Annotated in this window: 3 protein-coding genes; 1 reads left to right on the plus strand and 2 read right to left on the minus strand. The window is 25.7% G+C overall.

From position 1 onward, the window contains the following. Positions 1 to 204 precede the first annotated feature (204 nt). On the minus strand, positions 205 to 1,314 hold the full coding sequence (locus Q0J90_RS07245) for a glycosyltransferase family 2 protein (RefSeq protein ID WP_297277267.1): 1,110 nt from the start codon (positions 1,312 to 1,314) through the stop codon (positions 205 to 207). A 22-nt stretch (positions 1,315 to 1,336) separates the two neighbouring features. Beyond that, complete coding sequence (locus Q0J90_RS07250; protein WP_297277268.1) at positions 1,337 to 2,035, minus strand: hypothetical protein; 699 nt, start codon at positions 2,033 to 2,035, stop codon at positions 1,337 to 1,339. A gap of 211 nt (positions 2,036 to 2,246) precedes the next feature. On the opposite strand from Q0J90_RS07250, the gene Q0J90_RS07255 reads away from it, so the two are divergent. Beyond that, positions 2,247 to 3,654 (plus strand): S41 family peptidase (locus Q0J90_RS07255; RefSeq protein ID WP_297277269.1); only part of this gene is annotated, 1,408 nt, incomplete at its 3' end.

Genomic DNA, 3,654 nt, shown 5'->3' on the forward strand with positions numbered 1-3,654 from the left:
ACTACAAGTATTATAATAGTTTTCTTTACGGATGAAGTCATATTTGAATTTGATTTCAAATAATGAAGCTGAAAATCTATAAAATCATCTTCTGTTAATCTGTATTTATATTCTTTTTTCATTATGCAGTTTTAATACCTTTTATTATTTTTAATTTTATTAGTATAGTATAATTGAATGTTTTTTCAAGTATTTGATATTTTTCTATTTCCAATTTTTATTTGCAAGCTTATCGAGATTTATTTTTTTATATTTTTCTCTTAATGTAATTGAAGGTATCCACCAAGCTGCATCAAAAACTTTTTTCTTGATTGCTTCGATCTTTTCCAAATAAACATTATAATCATCATAAGTTTTCATTATATATACACTATAAGCATAAAATGCATGTTTATCTCTGTCTATTTCTACATCTAATTTTTTCATTAGCTCATGGCATTTTTTATAGAACTCATTTTTATTATCAGCTTTATAATTATTAAATACAAATAAAAATGAATAGAAATTATAAAAATTGGATTCTTTCAATAGATTAACTTTTTTTTCTTTATAAAAGTTAAATATATTGCTGAATACAGATAATGCATCCGATACAGTTATCTCATCTTTTTCTATAGAATGTACTGCTGATGACTTTCTTTGAACATAATAATATTTAGCATTATTATTGTAATACATTTTTGGATTATAAACTAAATATTTATAAAAGAATTCGCTGTCTTCGGCTACTATATAATTTTGAAATTTCAAATTATTATTTATAATAAAATCTTTTTTAAATATTTTATTTACACTTGAAACTAATGGATATTCAGGAGTATTTTCTTTTTCATTTGTGCTTACATTAAAATTGCTTATTCCTTCAAAACATTTATCTTTAAAATCTTTTTTCCATTTTTCTAATCTATTATGATAGTAAGGTTTTATATATCCTTTACTTTCATTAACAGTATATATATTGTTTGTAAAAACTATATCTGCATCATATTTTTTTGCTGTACTATATAAACTCTCTAAATAATTACTTTCTATAAAATCATCAGAATCTATAAAAGAAATATATTCGCCATTACTTGAATCAACACCTATATTTCTTGAAAGTCCTACACCAATATTCTTTTCATTATTTATAAGTTTTATTCTATTATCTTTTTTTGCATATTCTTTTATTATGTTTTCAGAGTTATCGGGAGAGCAATCATTAACACATATTATCTCTATATCCTTTAATGTTTGATTTATAATGCTTTCCAAACATTTAGGTAAATATTTTTCTACATTATATATAGGCAAAACAACTGATACTTTTATCATAAATTATAACCTTTTAATTTTTTTATTCCCAAATTATTCTATATTCTTCTTCACTATTATATTGAGTATATGCAGGATCTGTTATAGTAAATTTTAATTTTATTGAATTATCTGTAAAAGTATATGTTATAGTAAAGCTATGATTTTCATTATTTGCATTTTGAAAATCAACAGTTTTTGTAAATACCATTTCTTCAGTATATGAATCAGCTATATCAATATATGCATCAGTAAAATAACTCCATTCTATTTTATTTTTTGATACTGTAATTTTATTGTTTTTATTTTGACTATAATATATTCCTACTCTTTCATAAAATTTTGTATTTGTGCTGTCTGAAGTTTTTTCAAATGGAATTTCATTATTTGAGTATTTTAATGTACTGTAGAAAAAATCTATAAAATAAGTATTAGGAGCAACTCCATTTATAGTTTCTTTTATATCGAAAGAGAAAGTTTTATTTGTACTTTCAGGGCTTCCAAGTATATAAGTACCTAGATTATTTGCTGTATCTGCTTTACTTCCTATAAAATTAATGTTTCCTGATTCAAATACTATGAAATCTAATGTTATATCTTTATTAAAATTGCCTTTAACTGAGTATCTGCCTGTTCTGTCTTTTAGTTTTAGACGATTTCTTGTTCCTGTAGGCATGTCGCTGCATGATAGTAATACTAATAATGTTATAAGAATTAATATAATTTTTTTAGTATATTTCATAAATATGTCCATTTACTTAGAAAACTTACATATTAATTATATAGAAAGTATTTTAAAAGTAAAGCAAATAATATAAAGTTATCATAATATTTTAAAGTTTATGTATATAAATTTTTTACTATTTATGTTATAATTTACTTATATAAGGTATAAAATTTTAGAACTATAGTATATTTTTTATATATATATTTTTAATATAAGGATTTTAGACATGATGAAAAACAAAGAAAGACTTTTATGGATATTTCTTTTAATTTTTGTAGTAGCAATTTCTTTTTTCAATTTTAAAAGTCCTTCGCTTGCAATAGCACAGCAGGGAAATGCTCAGTCTGATAATGATTTTTATTATTACAGCAGATTGTTCCAAAAAGTATTTGCAACATTACAGCAGAATTTCGTTGATACTAATAATGTAACAACAAAAAAGCTTATGTACGGTGCTATAAAAGGTATGCTTGAAGCTACTGAAGACCCATTTACATTTTTACTTGATGAGGAATTAAATACAGCATTAAATACAGAAATGTCTGGTAAATACGGCGGAGTAGGACTTTCTATTTCAAAGAATGCTGATAAAGGTTTAATGGTAGTTTCTCCTATAGAAGATGGTCCGGGTGAAAAAGCTGGTATATTATCAGGTGATATAATAACAGAGATAGACGGAAAAAGCACAAAAGATATGTCTGTTGATAATGCCGCTAATATAATGAGAGGAAAAGAAGGAAGTAAAGTAACTTTAACTATAGTAAGAGAAGGAGTTGCAGAGCCTATTAAATATCCTCTTACAAGAGCAATCATTGAAATAAAAAGCGTTAAATATAAAATGGTTGATAATAATATAGGATATATAAGAATAACTACTTTCGGTGATGATACTGCTAGAGATTTAGAAAATGCTTTAATAGATCTTAAAAAACAAGGTATGAAAAAACTTATTCTTGATTTAAGAAACAATCCTGGCGGAAGACTTGATACTGCTATAAATATAGTAGAAGAATTCCTTACTGAAGGAAAAATAGTTTATACAAGAGGAAGAAGCAGAAATGAAAATCAGGATTATTATGCTTCTAAGAAAGGCGATGAATGGCTTGAAGGCGATACATTAGTTTTAGTTAATCAATACAGTGCTTCTGCTTCTGAAATACTTTCAGGTGCATTACAAGACAGCGGAAGAGCTAAACTTTTGGGTGAAACTACATTCGGAAAATTCAGTGTTCAGTATGTGCTCCCATTAGATGCAAGAGATAATACTTCTTTCAAATTCACTGTAGCACATTATTATACACCAAATGGAAGAAGACTTCATGGTAAAGGTTTAACTCCTGACTTCGTTGTGGTAGAGCCTAAACTTACAAGCACAGATATCACAGCTTTAACAGAGCTTAGAAAAGGCGGACAGATTTCTGCTTATGCTAAAAAATACCCTAAGGAAAGTTCAGATGCTACTGCTTTGCCTGCTTTTAAAGAAGAGCTTAGAAAACAAAATATAATGCCTAGCGATTATTTACTTGAGCGTTTAATATATAATGAAAGAAACTTAGATAATTATAAAGAGATATATGATCTTCGTTATGATAAACAGTTAAAAGCTGCTATTGAATATTTACAAACAGGTAAAG

Origin of the sequence: uncultured Brachyspira sp. (assembly GCF_944390595.1) — a bacterium.
Classification (GTDB): Bacteria; Spirochaetota; Brachyspiria; order Brachyspirales; family Brachyspiraceae; genus Brachyspira.

Bases quoted from the DNA above. Each gene is read 5' to 3' on its own strand.
- Q0J90_RS07245 (WP_297277267.1), bottom strand. From the start codon at position 1,314: ATGATAAAAGTATCAGTTGTTTTGCCTATATATAATGTAGAAAAATAT.
- Q0J90_RS07250 (WP_297277268.1), bottom strand. From the start codon at position 2,035: ATGAAATATACTAAAAAAATTATATTAATTCTTATAACATTATTAGTA.